General features: G+C 72.2%; 17 protein-coding genes and 1 tRNA gene. 6 read left to right on the top strand and 12 right to left on the bottom strand.

Translation table 11 applies throughout. The features are described 5' to 3' along the window. Positions 1-8 precede the first annotated feature (8 nt). Positions 9-335, bottom strand: coding sequence for a ferredoxin (fdxA, locus tag ACZYRU_RS07690; RefSeq protein WP_141797961.1), 327 nt, complete (start codon positions 333-335; stop codon positions 9-11). A 79-nt stretch (positions 336-414) separates the two neighbouring features. Here fdxA and ACZYRU_RS07685 point away from each other — a divergent pair, with 79 nt between their 5' ends. Continuing rightward, positions 415-1,386 carry a GNAT family N-acetyltransferase gene (locus ACZYRU_RS07685; RefSeq protein ID WP_488956494.1) on the top strand — a complete coding sequence of 324 codons (972 nt, stop codon included), beginning with the start codon at positions 415-417 and terminating at the stop codon, positions 1,384-1,386. On the opposite strand, the gene ACZYRU_RS07680 is transcribed toward ACZYRU_RS07685, so the two are convergent. Together ACZYRU_RS07680 and ACZYRU_RS07675 are read right to left on the bottom strand one after the other, a co-directional pair. Then, a complete protein-coding gene (locus ACZYRU_RS07680; protein ID WP_488956493.1) occupies positions 1,341-1,838 on the bottom strand; it encodes a GNAT family N-acetyltransferase in 498 nt (165 codons plus the stop codon). The genes ACZYRU_RS07685 and ACZYRU_RS07680 overlap by 46 nt on opposite strands. Next, the gene (locus tag ACZYRU_RS07675) at positions 1,831-3,216 is read right to left on the bottom strand and encodes a cystathionine beta-synthase (protein WP_488956492.1); all 1,386 of its coding nucleotides are present in this window, start codon (positions 3,214-3,216) and stop codon (positions 1,831-1,833) included. Before ACZYRU_RS07675 ends, ACZYRU_RS07680 begins: the two co-directional genes overlap by 8 nt. Positions 3,217-3,254: 38 nt before the next feature. On the opposite strand from ACZYRU_RS07675, the gene ACZYRU_RS07670 reads away from it, so the two are divergent. After that, positions 3,255-4,274 (top strand): SGNH/GDSL hydrolase family protein, encoded by a 1,020-nt coding sequence (locus ACZYRU_RS07670; protein WP_488956491.1) that lies wholly within the window; start codon positions 3,255-3,257, stop codon positions 4,272-4,274. 150 nt (positions 4,275-4,424) lie between these two features. After that, positions 4,425-5,459 (top strand): hypothetical protein, encoded by a 1,035-nt coding sequence (locus ACZYRU_RS07665; RefSeq protein ID WP_488956490.1) that lies wholly within the window; start codon positions 4,425-4,427, stop codon positions 5,457-5,459. A gap of 153 nt (positions 5,460-5,612) precedes the next feature. Here ACZYRU_RS07665 and ACZYRU_RS07660 read toward each other — a convergent pair whose 3' ends face one another. Together ACZYRU_RS07660 and ACZYRU_RS07655 are read right to left on the bottom strand one after the other, a co-directional pair. Continuing rightward, positions 5,613-6,446 (bottom strand): Bax inhibitor-1/YccA family protein, encoded by an 834-nt coding sequence (locus ACZYRU_RS07660; protein WP_488956489.1) that lies wholly within the window; start codon positions 6,444-6,446, stop codon positions 5,613-5,615. A 122-nt stretch (positions 6,447-6,568) separates the two neighbouring features. Further along, positions 6,569-7,252, bottom strand: a complete 684-nt coding sequence (locus tag ACZYRU_RS07655) for an SAM-dependent methyltransferase (RefSeq protein WP_488956488.1) — start codon at positions 7,250-7,252, stop codon at positions 6,569-6,571. Positions 7,253-7,367: 115 nt separating this feature from the next. On the opposite strand from ACZYRU_RS07655, the gene ACZYRU_RS07650 reads away from it, so the two are divergent. Both ACZYRU_RS07650 and ACZYRU_RS07645 read left to right on the top strand, forming a co-directional pair. Next, complete coding sequence (locus ACZYRU_RS07650) at positions 7,368-7,994, top strand: ClpP family protease (RefSeq protein ID WP_488956487.1); 627 nt, start codon at positions 7,368-7,370, stop codon at positions 7,992-7,994. After that, positions 7,991-8,626, top strand: coding sequence for a ClpP family protease (locus ACZYRU_RS07645; protein ID WP_488956486.1), 636 nt, complete (start codon positions 7,991-7,993; stop codon positions 8,624-8,626). The genes ACZYRU_RS07650 and ACZYRU_RS07645 overlap by 4 nt, the downstream gene beginning before the upstream one ends. Here the strand turns inward: ACZYRU_RS07645 and ACZYRU_RS07640 are convergent. The 6 genes from ACZYRU_RS07640 to ACZYRU_RS07615 all read right to left on the bottom strand — a co-directional run bounded on the left by ACZYRU_RS07640 (position 8,602) and on the right by ACZYRU_RS07615 (position 11,409). Then, positions 8,602-8,907: a helix-turn-helix domain-containing protein gene (locus ACZYRU_RS07640; RefSeq protein ID WP_488956485.1), complete on the bottom strand. Its 306-nt coding sequence runs from the start codon at positions 8,905-8,907 to the stop codon at positions 8,602-8,604. The genes ACZYRU_RS07645 and ACZYRU_RS07640 overlap by 25 nt on opposite strands. Before the next feature lie 70 nt (positions 8,908-8,977). Next, positions 8,978-9,050: transfer RNA gene (locus ACZYRU_RS07635), tRNA-Leu, on the bottom strand. Between the two features lie 17 nt (positions 9,051-9,067). Continuing rightward, positions 9,068-9,634 carry a peptide deformylase gene (locus ACZYRU_RS07630; RefSeq protein ID WP_488956484.1) on the bottom strand — a complete coding sequence of 189 codons (567 nt, stop codon included), beginning with the start codon at positions 9,632-9,634 and terminating at the stop codon, positions 9,068-9,070. Next, positions 9,631-10,155 carry a glycine cleavage system transcriptional repressor gene (locus ACZYRU_RS07625; protein WP_488956483.1) on the bottom strand — a complete coding sequence of 175 codons (525 nt, stop codon included), beginning with the start codon at positions 10,153-10,155 and terminating at the stop codon, positions 9,631-9,633. Before ACZYRU_RS07625 ends, ACZYRU_RS07630 begins: the two co-directional genes overlap by 4 nt. 49 nt (positions 10,156-10,204) lie before the next feature. Then, positions 10,205-10,804 (bottom strand): hypothetical protein, encoded by a 600-nt coding sequence (locus ACZYRU_RS07620; RefSeq protein ID WP_488956482.1) that lies wholly within the window; start codon positions 10,802-10,804, stop codon positions 10,205-10,207. After that, a complete protein-coding gene (locus ACZYRU_RS07615) occupies positions 10,801-11,409 on the bottom strand; it encodes an RNA polymerase sigma factor (protein ID WP_488956481.1) in 609 nt (202 codons plus the stop codon). Before ACZYRU_RS07615 ends, ACZYRU_RS07620 begins: the two co-directional genes overlap by 4 nt. A gap of 504 nt (positions 11,410-11,913) precedes the next feature. On the opposite strand from ACZYRU_RS07615, the gene ACZYRU_RS07610 reads away from it, so the two are divergent. After that, positions 11,914-12,039, top strand: coding sequence for a hypothetical protein (locus tag ACZYRU_RS07610; RefSeq protein ID WP_488956480.1), 126 nt, complete (start codon positions 11,914-11,916; stop codon positions 12,037-12,039). A 15-nt stretch (positions 12,040-12,054) separates the two neighbouring features. Here the strand turns inward: ACZYRU_RS07610 and ACZYRU_RS07605 are convergent, their stop codons facing one another. After that, positions 12,055-13,425: a helix-turn-helix domain-containing protein gene (locus ACZYRU_RS07605; protein WP_488956479.1), complete on the bottom strand. Its 1,371-nt coding sequence runs from the start codon at positions 13,423-13,425 to the stop codon at positions 12,055-12,057. Positions 13,426-13,431 lie beyond the last annotated feature (6 nt).

The raw sequence follows: 13,431 nt of genomic DNA, 5'->3' as shown, positions 1-13,431 counted from the left end.
AAGGCGGTTCAGTGGTCCTGGTTCTGCGGCTCGAGCGCAGCGATGAACTCGGCGTCCTTGTCGATCTCACCCATCTTGGCGGCACCGCCGGGCGAACCGAGGTCGTCGAAGAACTTCACGTTGGCGTCGTAGTAGTCCTTCCACTCCTCCGGGACGTCGTCCTCGTAGAAGATCGCCTCGACCGGGCAGACCGGCTCGCAGGCACCACAGTCGACGCACTCGTCGGGGTGGATGTAGAGCATCCGCTTGCCCTCGTAGATGCAGTCGACGGGACACTCGTCGACGCACGCACGGTCCTTGACGTCGACGCACGGCTGCGAGATGACGTAGGTCATCGATTCCTCCTGAGACCAACGAGCGCGGATGCTCGACACGAAAGTGTTTCGTGTCGAGGCTCAGCCTAGTATCCCCGTCGTGCCGGACGCGTCAGGACCCCAGGAAAATGGACACGAACCGGGTCAGCACCTGCTCGGCCCCCACGTGGTGGGCCAGCGGGTCGTCGTACGTCGGCTGTTGCGGGGCCGGACCGGGCCGAGCGGTGGTCCGGCCTTCACCGACGTGCTCGGAACCTGCCTGTCCTGGGCCGACGGTGCGTGCGTCGTGCAGCCGGAGACGGGCGCCGCGGTGACGATCGAGATCGCCGACATCGTGTCCGGCAAGCCGGTCCCGCCGCGCCCCGCCGCACGGCTGCGGGTCGGCGTCCGCGACGCCGAGGCGCGCACGGGCGGGCTGTGGACCACCGTCGACCGCGAGCCGCTCGGCGAGTGGGAGCTGCGCTCGGACCGCGCGCCGGTCGGCCGCCTGCTCAAGCGGGCCAACTCCTGCCTGGCGCTCGGCGATCCCGGCCGCCCCTTCTCCGAGGCGCTGGCCGCCGTCGAGGCGTTCTACACCGAGCGGGGCCGCGACCCGCTCGTGCAGGTCGAGGCGGACTCGGCGGTCGAGGATGCGTTCGCGGGGGCGGGATGGCAGCGGCTGGAGTACGGCGAGTCGGACTTCCTGCTCGCGTCGGTGGCCCGGCTGCGGCGAGCCCTCCCCCGCACGACGAAGCACGAGGTCGAGCTCTCCGCCGACGGGGTGCGCGCCGTCGCGTCGGTGGACGCGGGCTGCGACCCGGTGGCGGAGGCGCAGGCCGCCGTCGACGGCGACTGGGTCGGCCTGCACGCCGTCACCGTCGACCCGGCCCACCGCCGCCGCGGCCTCGCGACCGCCGTGGTCGGCGAGCTGCTGGGGTGGGCAGCGGAGCAGGGGGCGATGACGGCGTGGCTGCACGTCGAGACCGACAACCCCGGCGGGCGGGCGTTCTGGGAGGCGCTGGGCTTCACCGCCCACCACACCTGTCGCTACTGGGCTCCCAGGTCCGCCAGCGCCTGGCCGGTCAGCCGGTAGGTCGTCCACTCCTGCATCGGGCGGGCACCCAGGGACTCGTAGAACTCGATCGACGGGGTGTTCCAGTCCAGCACCGCCCACTCGACGCGGCGGTAGCCGCGCTCGACGGCGATCCGAGCGAGCGCGGTGAGCAGCGCCTTGCCCAGGCCGCTGCCCCGCTGGTCGGGCTGGACGAAGAGGTCCTCGAGGTAGATCCCCGGGGTGCCGGTCCAGGTCGAGTAGGTGCGGAACCACAGCGCCATCCCGACGACGGTGGTCGCCGGGCTGCCGTCCTCTGCGACCAGGACGCTGGCGACCGGGTCGGGCCCGAACAGCCAGCGGTGCAGGTCCTCCTCGGTGGTCTCCACCGCGTCCGGCTCGCGCTCGTACTCGGCGAGCGCACGGATCAGCCGGAGGACGTCGGGGACGTCCTCCGGCGTCGCCGCACGGATCAGGTCGGCTGCGTCAGCCACGCGCGAGGAAGTTGAGCAGGTCATGGCGGGTGAGCACCCCGACCGGCTTGCCGTCCTCGTGGACCAGCACGGCGTCCGCGGACTCCAGCAGGGGTACGGCGGCCGTCGCGTCCTCCGTGGAGCCGATCGTCGGCAGGGCCGCCGACATGTGCTGCTCGACGGAGTCGGTCAGCTTGGCCTTGCCGGTGAACAGCGCGTCGAGCAGGGCACGCTCGGAGACCGAGCCGGCGACCTCGGCCGCCACGATCGGGGGCTCGGCCCGCACGACGGGCATCTGCGAGACGCCGTACTCCTGGAGGATCTGGACCGCCTCGGCGATGGTCTCGTTGGGGTGCGTGTGGACGAGGGCGGGCATGCCCTGGGACTTGCTGCGCAGCACCTCCCCGATCGTCTGGGCCGGGCGCGGCTGGCCGGTGCTGAAGCCGTACTGCGCCAGCCAGTCGTCGTTGAAGACCTTGCTGAGGTAGCCGCGGCCGGAGTCGGGCAGCAGCACGACGATGACGGCGTCGTTCCTGCCCTCGGCGGCGAGCTCCTGCGCGAGCTGGCGGGCGGCGTATGCGGCCATGCCGGACGAGCCGCCGACCAGCATCTGCTCCTCGCGGGCCAGGCGGCGGGTGAAGGCGAACGAGTCTGCGTCGGAGACCTCGATGATCCGGTCGGCCACGCCGCGGTCGTAGGTCTCGGGCCAGAAGTCCTCACCGACGCCCTCGACGAGGTAGGGGCGGCCGGTGCCGCCGGAGTAGACCGACCCGGCCGGGTCGGCGCCGACGACCTGGACGTCGGCGTTCTGCTCCTTGAGGAAGCGGCCGATGCCGGAGATGGTGCCGCCGGTGCCGACGCCCGCGACGAAGTGGGTGATCCGCCCCTCCGTCTGGCGCCACAGCTCGGGGCCGGTCTCCTCGTAGTGGGAGCGCGGGTTGTGCGGGTTGGAGTACTGGTCGGGCTTCCACGCCCCCGGCTGGCTGGCCAGCCGGTCGGACACGTTGTAGTAGGAGTCGGGGTGCTCGGGCGCGACGGCCGTCGGGCACACGACCACTTCGGCGCCGTACGCCTTGAGGACGTTGCGCTTGTCCTCACTGACCTTGTCGGGGCACACGAAGATGCACTTGTAGCCCTTCTGCTGGGCCACCATCGCCAGTCCGACACCGGTGTTGCCGGACGTGGGCTCGACGATCGTGCCCCCGGGCTGCAGGGCGCCGGATGCCTCGGCGGCCTCGATCATCCGGGTGGCGATCCGGTCCTTCACCGAACCGCCGGGGTTGAGGTACTCCACCTTCGCCAGCACCAACGGTCCGTCGGCGGGCAGGTCGAGGGAACGGTTGAGCCGGACCAGCGGGGTGTTGCCGATCAGCTCCAGCAGGGACTCGACGTACTCCATGCCGTCCACCGTATCGGGACATCCGTAGCATTGCCGCCGTGAGCAAGGCGTCCGCAGCCCGCAAGCTCGCCGCCGCCGCGCTGTACGGCGGGGGCGGGCTCTCTGCTCTCGGCGCCGGTCTCTACGGCGTGCTGTCCGCCGAGGCGAGGCTCGCGCGCAAGACGATCGGCCCCGCGCGCGACGAGCCGCCGCCTGACGCGACCGGTTGGTACGGCCGCGGCCGCCCCGGTCCGGCCATCCGGATCGCCGTCCTCGGCGACTCCAGCGCCGCCGGCTACGGCGTCGAGCGGGTGGAGGAAACGCCGGGCGCCCTGATCGGAAGTGCCGTCGCCGAGCACGCCGACCGGCGTGTCTACCTGCGCGAGTTCTGCGTCGTCGGCGCCAAGTCCTCCGACCTCGCCGCCCAGGTCGACCGGGCCCTGCCCATCGAGCCCGAGGTCGCGGTCATCCTGATCGGCGGCAACGACGTCACCCACACCGTGCGGCCCTCGCACTCCGTGCGCGCGCTCGCGGACGGCGTACGACGGCTGATCGCCTCCGGCGCCACCGTGGTCGTCGGCACCTGCCCCGACCTCGGCACCATCCAGCCGATCGCTCCCCCGCTGCGCCAGGTCGCGCGGGCCTGGTCGCGCCGGCTCGCCGCCGCGCAGACCATCGCGGTCGTCGAGGAGGGCGGCCGGACCGTGTCGCTCGGCGACATCCTCGGCCCCGAGTTCGCAGCCGCACCGGCGCTGCTGTTCGGGCCGGACCAGTTCCACCCGTCGGCCGAGGGCTACCGGGCCCTCGCCGGCGTGCTCGTGCCGTCGGTGCTGGCGGCCCTGGAGTCGACGAGCGAGGAGACGGGGCTCGAGGCCTTCCGTGGCGAGGGCGTCCTGCCCGTCACGCGTGCCGCGGTCCAGGCCGTCAACGAGCCCGGTACCGAGCTGGGCGGCACCGAGGTCGGCGGCCGCCGCGCCGGCATGCGCGGCCTGTGGGTCGAGCTGCGGCACCGTCGCTCGCAACGGCACGTCCCCGGCGAGGCGCCCGAGGAGCACGAGAGCGCCCCGGACCCGGCCTGACGTTCTCTGGGCTCGGCGCGTTCGGTTCAACTACCGAATTCGTCCAGTTCGAGGCGCCGCGAGGACGAATTCGGTAGTTGAACCGCAACCCCCGGACGCACCCTGTGGAGAGGCCAGGCAGCTGGCGGCCGGAATGCGGATGCTGGGCGGATGGATCTGCACATCGAGCGTCGAGGTGTCGTCGTCCCGGTACGGGTGGATCCGTCGGGGATCGAAGGGCCGACACCGGGACAGGCACGTGGGCCGCGCTGGCGACGTGCGCCGGGCTCCGGGCTGTTCGTCCCCAGCGACGTATCCGCCGACGACGAGCTCCAGCGCATCGTCGAGGCCGTGGCCGGAGCACCCGAGGGCTCGGGCGCCACCGGGTGGGCAGCCCTGTGCTGGCAACGCGCTCGATGGTTCACGGGGCGCACCGCTCAGGGCGATCCCCTGCCCGTGCCGCTGGCGATCGGCGACACCGTGCACCTTGCTCCTCGTGCAGGAGTGCAGCTCCACCGGGACTGGCTGTTCGACGGCGACATCGTCCACATCGACGGTCTGCCGGTCACGCGCGCCGAACGATCCATCTGCACGGCGGCCCTGCGCGCCGCTTCCCTCGAGGACACCGTCCGGATCATCTGCATGGCGATGGCCGACGACCTCGCCAGCCTCGATGAGATCAGCTCCTACGCAGCACGGATCAAGGGACGGCCGCACACCCGTCGTCTTGCGGAGGCAATCAACCTGTCGGACGAGAACGTCTGGTCACCCCAGGAGGTCACCCTGTTGACTCGGTGGCGAGCGCAGCTCCCCCGACGCACGCCACGCTGCAACCCACCGATCTTCGACCTGCGCGGCAACCATCTGATGACACCGGACGTCTTCGACGCCGAGGCCGGCGTGATCGGTCAGTACGACGGGCTGGTCCACGAGCGCACGCGCGTGCGACGCCGCGATCTCGAGGTCGAGGAGCTGTGTCGCGACCTCGGTCTCGAGGTGGTCACGATGCTCTCCGCGGACCTGCGCGACCTGCGCTCCTTCGACCGGAGGCTGGCGTCGGCGTACCAGCGGGCGGCTCGGCGACACGCACCCCGCACCTGGACCCTCGAGCAACCCTGGTGGTGGACCGACACCTCGACCGTCGCCCGCCGCCGCGCCCTCGACGAGGAGGCCCGGAGGATCTGGCTCCGACGGCAGGTCGCCTGACCTCGGCCGGGTTCGTTCGGTTCAACTACCGCATTTGCTGCCCAGACCCCTGCGTCACGACAAATCCGGTAGTTGAACCCCAAAACACCGAAGGCCCCGGTCCCCACCGAGGTGGAGCCGGGGCCGACGTACGACGCGGGAGCGCCGAACAGCTCAGTCCTGCTGGAGGATCGCGAGGATGCGCAGCAGGTTGGTGTAGATCCAGACCAGGCTGACGAGGAGGGCGAAGGAAGCCCGCCACGACTCGCGCTCCGGGAGGCCGTTGCGCACACCCTGCTCGACGAAGTCGAAGTCCAGGATCAGCATGAACACACCGAGCACCAGGCCGGCGATGGCGAAGACGAGGCCCAGGGCGCCGTCGTCGAACAGACCGAGGCCGTTGCCGAACAGGCCGAGGACGACCTCGAGCAGGCTGAGGGCGACCATGCCGAACATCGCGGCGACCACGAACGTGCGGAACTTCTGGCCGACCTGGATGTTGAGGACCTTGTAGGCGGCCAGGGTGCCGGCGAAGGCGGCGAAGGTGCCGATCACGGCCTGGACGATGATGCCGCCGCCGTAGACCGCGTTGAAGAGCTCGCTGATCGCGCCGAGGGCGACACCCTCGGCGACGGCGAACGCCATGACGAGCCCGGGGCTGATGATCCGCTTGAAGGAGTTGACCAGCGACAGGATGAACGCCGCGCCGCCACCGATGGTGGAGGCGGCGAGCAGGCTCGCCGGGATACCGGTCTCGGGGCTGATCGCCGGGGTCACCATCCACGTGACGGCCGCAGCGACGATCGTGATGGCGATCGTGATGCTGGTCGACTGGACGACCGAGTCGATGGTCATCCGGCCCTGGCGGGCGGGGGCCTCGGGCGCGGGGTAGCCGGGCTGGGCGTAGCCGCCACCGTACTGCTGCTGCTCACCGAAGCCCTGGTAGGCAGCGGCTCCGGAGCGGTTGAACTCCTCCGAGCGCCGGAACACCGGGTTGTTGCTCTGCATGGTCTCCTCCGCAGGCTTGCGAGTCTGCTGGGCGGCCAGGGTGGCTGCCCTCCACCTACAGTCTAGGTGTCTCGATGTCGGAGGAACGTACGACAACCGAGGAAGGTTCCCCAACCTGCCGATCAGGTACGACGACGCAGCCGCACCACCGTGTCGCGGACGAGCAGCGGTCCGTCGGGCGTGGCCTGCTCGCGCACGGGCGTGTCGGCGACCTCGACCTCCCAGGCGCCGTCCGGCTGGTCGGCGCCGAGCGTCTCGAGCACCCGGTCCGGCTCGAACATCAGGCCCGGGCCGTGGTCGTGGCGGGCGCCGGTGGTCACGTCGTCGGGGTGGTGCGCGGTGACGAGCAGTCGCCCGCCGGGGGCGACCGCGTCGGCGATGCCCCGGTAGATCGCCGGGAAGTCCGGGAGCGGGACGTGCAGGAAGCTGACGGTGACCAGGTCGAAGGTGTGCTGGCCGTTCGGGCGCGGATCGCCGAGCGCGTCGTAGAAGCCGATCCTGATCCGGTCGCCGACGCCCTCGTCCTCGGCGTGCGCGGCGACCTTGGCGAGCGCGACCTCGGACACGTCGACCGCGGTCACCTGCCAGCCCTGCTTCGCCAGCCACACGGCGTCGCCGCCCTCGCCGCAGGCCACGTCGAGCGCGGTTCCGGGCACGAGGTCGGCGACCTGCTCGACCAGCCGCTGGTTGGGCCGGCCGCTCCAGACCCGGTCGGCGCCGCCGTACCGCTCGTCCCAGAAGTCGGCGGTCAGGGCGTCGCGCAGCTCGTCGAGGCCCTGGTCGTGGTGGTGCTCGTGACGGTGCATGCATCCACTGTCCCGCTTCAGGTGGACATGAAGTCAAGCGCTGCCGTGGGCAGCGTCCTGCTGCCGTGGGCGGATCCGCCTTCTCCGCCCCGCGCCTGCCGTCGACAGTGGCGTCATGAGCGACGACAACCGACCTCGCACCTTCGACGACCGGGTACGACGCGAGCTGCTCCAGCAGCGCGTGCTGGTGCTCGACGGTCCCCTGGACGACGACAACGGCGTGCTGCTGACCACCCAGCTGGTGACCCTCGCCGCCGACGACCCCGGCGCGGACATCGCGCTGTGGATCCACTCGCCCGGCGGCTCGGTGCCGGCGATGCTCGCGATCCGCGACGTGATGCGGCTGGTGCCGTGCGATGTCGCGACGCTGGCTCTCGGCATCGCCTGCAGCGCCGGGCAGTTCCTGCTGTCCTCGGGGACCCGCGGCAAGCGCCGGGCGCTCCCCCACGCCCGGGTGCTCATGCACCAGGGCTCGGCCGGGATCGGCGGCACGGCCGTCGACATCGAGCTGCAGGCGCAGGACCTCCGTCAGACGCGCGACACGGTGCTCGCCCTGATCGCCGAGGACACCGGGCAGCCGCTGGAGCGGGTCTTCGAGGACTCGCTGCACGACCGGTGGTACTCCGCCCGGCAGGCGCTGGAGTACGGCTTCGTCGACGAGATCGTGGCGTCGTACGACGTCCTGGTGCCGCCCCGCCGCGCACCGCTCGGCCTGGGCAGCTTCGCGGGGGCGACCCGATGAGCTCCTACCTGGTCCCCAACGTGATCGCCCAGCACCCGCGCGGCGAGCGGATCATGGACGTGTACTCGCACCTGCTCACCGAGCGGGTCGTCTACCTCGGCACCGCGATCGACGCGGGCGTCGCGAACTCGCTCGTGGCGCAGCTGCTGCACCTCGAGGCCGACAACCCGGACCGCGACATCCAGCTCTACATCAACTGCGAGGGCGGCGACCCGAGCGCGATGCTGGCCGTGCACGACACCATGCAGTTCATCCGGCCGCAGGTCGCGACGACCTGCATCGGCCAGGCGATCGCGGTCGGTGCGGTGCTGCTGGCCTCAGGAGCAGCCGGCAAGCGCTCCGCGCTCCCCCACGCCCGGGTCGTCCTGCACCAGCCGGCCGCCCAGGGCCGCGGCGCGATCCCCGACCTGATCCTGCAGGCCGACGAGGTGGTGCGGGTGCGCGCCGACATCGAGGAGATCCTGTCGCGGCACACGGGCCAGGACACGGCGACGCTGCGCGCCGACACCGACCACGACCGGGTGTTCACGGCGGCGGGTGCGCGGGAGTACGGACTGATCGACCACGTGATCGAGGACCGCGGGCCCGCGGTGATCGCTGCAGCAGGTCAGGCAGCGAGCGCCAGTGCGTAGGCGCCACGGACCGCGACCGGCGCAGCGAGCGGCTGGAGGTCGCCGGCGACGGAGGTGGTGAGGTCGAGCAGCGTCGTACCGAGGGCGCCGAGGACCGCCGCGATCATCTCGCTGCTGGGCTCCTTGACGCCCCGCTCGATCTCGGAGAGGTACTGCGGCGAGATGCCGGCCCGGCCCGCGGTCTCCGTCAGCGTCTCGCCGCGCTCCCGGCGCAGGTCGCGCAGCCGTCGTCCCACCAGGTCCCGCCACAGCGGCTCCGCCGCGTTCTGATCCTCGGCCATGCCTCATCGTAGGTCGGCGGATCGGCCGGCCCGGGGCGTCCGCGGAGAGTTCTGCTCTGAGCAGAAGGAGTGCCCCCGCTGGGACTCGAACCCAGACTGAAGCGTGTTTAAGACGCCATCCTCTGCCATTGGGATACGGGGGCCGTGCCTGCAGGTGGGCCTACAGGTAGGTCTGGCGAGGATAGATCGCGTGCGCGCCGGCGACCCGGTCGAGGAACAGGAACCCGTCGGTGTGGTCGATCTCGTGCTGGAGCGCCCGCGCCTCGAACGCGTCGGTCGCGAACGACACGGTCTCGCCGCTCCCCGGAAGCTGGCCGCGGACCGTCAGTCGCGACGCCCGCTTCACGTCGCCGGTGAGGTCGGGGACGCTCATGCAGCCCTCGCGGGCCTTCTCGTTGCGGCTGGACTCGACGACCTCGGCGTTGCAGAGCACGAAGGTGCCGTGCTGCGTGCGGGTCTTGGGGTGCTCGGTGACGTCGACGCAGAACATCCGCACGCCGACACCGACCTGGTTGGCGGCGAGCCCGACGCAGCCGGGGCTGACCCGCATGGTCGCGACGAGGTCGGCCGCCAGCTGTACGACGTCCGCGGCGGTCGGGTCGACGTCGGCACCGCGGGCCGACAGCACACCCTCCGGAGCGCGTACGACGCCCAGCACCCGGCCCGCGACGCCGAGCTCGGTCTCCGACCAGTCGGCCACCCGGGCGCTGCCCTCCTCGAGCGTCACAGCTCGTCGGCCTCGGCGGGGCGCAGCGTGGCGGTCACGCCGAGCCGCTCGGCCGAGGCCCGGATGGCGCCCTCGACCGCGGTGACGTCGGCGTCGGCCGGGAGGTCGAGCTCGGCGACGAGCAGGTAGAGGTCGCCGGCGAGGCGGGTGGTGAGGTCGGTGATGTTGCCGCCTGCTGCGGCGACCTCGGCGACCACGGCCGACACGATGCCGGAGCGGTCGCCACCGTGGACGGTGAGCACCCAGGCGCTGCCTCCAGCGGCGGGGGCGGGGGCGTCGGTCACGGGGCGCACCGCGACGTCGAGGTCGCCGTCGGCAGCCAGCGGGGCGAGGGCATGCTCGATCGCAGCCGCGTCGGAGCCGCCGCGGCACAGCAGCATCATCGCGAAGTGCCCCCGCAGCAGGGTCATCGTGGAGTCCTCGATGTTGAGCCCGAGCTCCGCGAGGCCCGCCGTGGTGGCGGCGATGATGCCGGGACGGTCGTGGCCGAGAACGGTGACGGCGTACAGGTCGGTGCTCACCGCGTCATCATCCCAGCGCGGTCCGGTCGGGCGTGCGCCAGGGATCGCCTCAGGGCCGGAGGTCGAGCACGGCGCGCACCCGGATGTTCCCGGAGGTGAGCCAGAGCTCGTCGGTCTCGACCGGCAGGCTGCGTGCCTCGAACCTCCCGTCGGGAGCGGTGCGGACCGCCCGCCGCAATGTGCCGTCCGCCAGGAACGCGAGGTCCGCTCCCCACGAGTCGGTCGGCAGCAGGATCAGCCCCTCGACGTCGACCTCACCGGCGCCTGTCCTCGTGGCGTCCAGGACGAAACGACCCAGATCGCTGTCGAAGGCCTGGTGCACGCCGCGCCGGGCGCCGGAGTGCCCGCCCGCCGGCGCGTCCCCCGAGCGGGCGTCGTACAGCAGCGTTGCGTCGACCCAGTCCCGACCGGGCTGGGGACGGTGCAGGCGGTCGAAGATCCCTCGCAACCGACCGCCGAGCTCGGGCGGGGGTTGCTGCAGCGGCATCGAGGAGGCGCCGTCGACGAACTCGAGGATCCACTCGACGCTCTCCAGGGTCAGGGGGTCTCCCTCGGCGACGTACGACGCCACGGCCTCGGCCTGGTCGCTGCCCAGGCGCCCGTCGAGCCAGTCGACGAGCTCGGTGAACGAGGGCCGGACGGTCGTCACGTCTCCTCGCCCATGATCATGCGCAGCTCCTCGAGACAGCGGCCACGCAGGGGCCCGATCGCCGCGGCCGGGCGGCCGACGCGCGGCGCAACCGTCGCGTAGCTCGGCGCCTCCCCCTCGAAGTAGAGGGCGACGAGGAGCTCCCGGCTCGTGCCGCCGAGGACGGCGAGGGCGTCGTGGAGAGCGGTCGTGGCCTCCCAGTCGGCAAACGGATCGGCGGGAGGGTCGGCGACGGGCTCGCGGACGAGCGGTGCGCTCCGCCCGTGCAGGTTGCGGGTGCTCCAGATCTGCCGGCGGGCCACGGTCATCAGCCACGACGCGAGCCGCTCGTCGTCGGGCAGCTGGTCGAGCACGTCGACGAGAGCCACGAACGTCGCATGCGTGACGTCCGCCGCGTCCTCGGCGTCGAGGCCTCCGCGTCGGGCCACGGTGTAGACGAGTCGCTCGTAGCGGTTCACCACCTGGGCCCAGGCCTCGCGCTCGCCGCGACGGCAGCCACGCAGGAGATCGGAGTCCGTGACCGCATCGTCGCGACGCGGCGGGTCGGCCCGGTCGGCGACCGGCAGGGCCGCGGCGCGCGCCAGGCCCTCGCTCAATGACGTCATGCAGTCCCCCAGGACATGAGGGAACGCCCCGGGCGCGCTCCGGCAGTGAGAAACCAAGGCCGCCGTCCTGGACCGTCCCGTCCTGAAGGAGCCTTCGGTCGGGAGGTCCGGTGGTGGCCTCGGACGTGTTCGACGATAAGCGGCGGATCCCGGTGCCACAAGCGGTTCCGAACCCGTCGGACGGGCCGCCCACCTCCCCGGGAGCACGCTGCGACGGTGCCGTCCTCGCTAGCATCACGGCCCGATGCCGGCGTCCCCGCGCGACGCTCGCCGCGCCGTCACGGCACCACCCGGCGGCGGAGCCGAGAGCCTGCCGCAGCCTGCGGAGCGGTCCACCGGACGACGGCCGTCCGCGCGCCGGCGTCCTACGCAGAACTCAGCCACCAGTTGCCTCGTGGGCATTCCGAATATTGCCAAGATGTGACAACCTCGATGGCAAGTCTCGGGCCCCACACAGCACCACCGGTCGCGAATGTCGGCCGGACACCACCAGGAGATCCCGACATGAAGACTCGCAAGCTCCTCGCCGCCACCGCCGCCGCCCTCGCCGCGACCCTCGCCGCGTCCCTCGGCGCACCGTCGACGGGCCCGTCGGTCGTGCTCGCCGACCGTCCCGCCGGCTGCTGCTGACCGCCGACCGAACGCCTAGGACGAACTGCGGGTGACGCGGCCCTCGCGGGCGCGCAGGCGCAGCCCGCTGGCGGTCGCCGCCGCCTTGATGGCGGCGTGCGCCGAGCTCATCTCACCCAGGAGCTCGAAGAGGTCCGCCAGCTCGCACCACGCCTGGGCGACCCACCGGTCGGCCTCGGTACGCCGGGACAGCAGCTCGCCGGCCTCGCGGCAGGCGAGAACGGCCTCGGGCCTGCGGCCGAGCTCGGCCAGCGCCTCCGCCTGCGCCATCGCGGCCTCGGCCGCACCGAGCGCGGCCTCGTCCGGGGTGGCTGCCCGGGCTGCGTCCGCGACCTCCAGCGCCGCCTCGGGCCGACCGTCCATCACCAGGGCGCGGGCCAGGATCGTCCGGGCGTGCGCGACCTGAGCGAGCGATCCGCTGGAGGCCTGCAGCTCCTCCGCCGCCCGGGTGACGTGCTCGATCGCCGTGGCGATGTCCGGCGAGTCGGAGCCGAGGTGCAGGCGCCCGAGCTCGAGCCGCAGGTAGGCGAGGTTGCGGGCATCCTGCCCCTCCCCGAGCAGTGCGAGTGCTCGGGTCGCGAGACTCAGGGCGGACTGGGTCTCGCCGCGTTCGGAGTAGGCGATGCTCGCGTTCCAGTAGGCGGCACTCCGCGCGACGGGGGAAGCCATCTCCTCGGCGAGCTCGATCGCCTCGGTGCAGATCCGCGTGGCCCGGCTGAGGTCACCGCGCTCGATGTGGGCGAGCGCCACGGTCATCGCGAGCTGGACGGCCTCGTCGGTGCGCTCGAGACTGCCCTCGACGATGGCGGGCCGGATCCGGTCACCCACCTCGATGGCGAGGGCGAGGTCGCCCGCCTCTCGGTAGCAGCGGCTCAACGCGATGCCGCACCGGATGGCAACGACGCCGTCGACACCGGCGAGCAGCGACTCGAGCTCCCGGATCGCGTCGTCCAGCTGACCCATCGACTCCAGCGAGCGAGCCACGATGAACCGGCCGTGGGTCGTCAGGTCGGCCAGCGAGGCCCCCTCGGCGCGGGTGAGCGCGGCGCGTGCCTGGCGCTCGGCATCGAGGGCCTCGCCGTTCTCCAGGGCGAGCTCGGCATAGCTCAGCCCGAGCCGGATCTCGTCGACCTCCTCCGCGGAGGCGCCGGTCAACAGCTCCGCCACCGCCACTCCCAGCCGCTCGCCGAGCACGGTGAGAGCCGTGAGGGTCGGGCGCCGGCCCCCGGACTCGATGCGTGACACGTAGCCCACGGAGTAGGCGTCGCCGGCCAGGTCGGCCTGGTTCATGCCGAGCGCCCGCCGAGCCGCGCGCACACGGGCACCGAGAACGACCGGGTCGACCGTCCTCAGCAGCTCCTCGCACCGCGTGTCGGCTTGACTCATCACAAG

This window comes from Nocardioides sp. F233, from assembly GCF_057813895.1.
The sequence above is the reverse complement of the archived record's forward strand: the minus strand, read 5'-3'. Positions and strand labels throughout refer to the sequence as shown.

Excerpts from the sequence above, each read along its gene's own strand:
- ACZYRU_RS07605 (WP_488956479.1), bottom strand. The coding sequence starts at position 13,425 with ATGAGTCAAGCCGACACGCGGTGCGAGGAGCTGCTGAGGACGGTCGAC.
- ACZYRU_RS07610 (WP_488956480.1), top strand. The coding sequence starts at position 11,914 with ATGAAGACTCGCAAGCTCCTCGCCGCCACCGCCGCCGCCCTCGCCGCG.
- ACZYRU_RS07645 (WP_488956486.1), top strand. The coding sequence starts at position 7,991 with ATGAGCTCCTACCTGGTCCCCAACGTGATCGCCCAGCACCCGCGCGGC.
- ACZYRU_RS07675 (WP_488956492.1), bottom strand. The coding sequence starts at position 3,216 with ATGGAGTACGTCGAGTCCCTGCTGGAGCTGATCGGCAACACCCCGCTG.
- ACZYRU_RS07660 (WP_488956489.1), bottom strand. The coding sequence starts at position 6,446 with ATGCAGAGCAACAACCCGGTGTTCCGGCGCTCGGAGGAGTTCAACCGC.
- ACZYRU_RS07640 (WP_488956485.1), bottom strand. The coding sequence starts at position 8,907 with ATGGCCGAGGATCAGAACGCGGCGGAGCCGCTGTGGCGGGACCTGGTG.
- ACZYRU_RS07665 (WP_488956490.1), top strand. The coding sequence starts at position 4,425 with ATGGATCTGCACATCGAGCGTCGAGGTGTCGTCGTCCCGGTACGGGTG.
- ACZYRU_RS07615 (WP_488956481.1), bottom strand. The coding sequence starts at position 11,409 with ATGACGTCATTGAGCGAGGGCCTGGCGCGCGCCGCGGCCCTGCCGGTC.
- ACZYRU_RS07655 (WP_488956488.1), bottom strand. The coding sequence starts at position 7,252 with ATGCACCGTCACGAGCACCACCACGACCAGGGCCTCGACGAGCTGCGC.
- fdxA (WP_141797961.1), bottom strand. The coding sequence starts at position 335 with ATGACCTACGTCATCTCGCAGCCGTGCGTCGACGTCAAGGACCGTGCG.
- ACZYRU_RS07650 (WP_488956487.1), top strand. The coding sequence starts at position 7,368 with ATGAGCGACGACAACCGACCTCGCACCTTCGACGACCGGGTACGACGC.